Genomic DNA, 223 nt, shown 5'->3' on the forward strand with positions numbered 1-223 from the left:
CACGCCCGGAGGTGGCGCCGGTTTACGCCCCGGGGTGGCACGGGTTCACGCCCGGAGGTGGCGCCGGTTTACGCCCCGGGGTGGCACGGGTTCACGCCCGGAGGTAGCGCCAGTTCACGCCCCGGGGGGCACGGGTTCACGCCCGGAGGTAGCGCCAGTTCACGCCCCGGGGGGCACGGGTTCACGCCCGGAGGTAGCGCCAGTTCACGCCCCGGGGGGCACA

This window comes from Streptomyces sp. NPDC045955, from assembly GCF_056430805.1.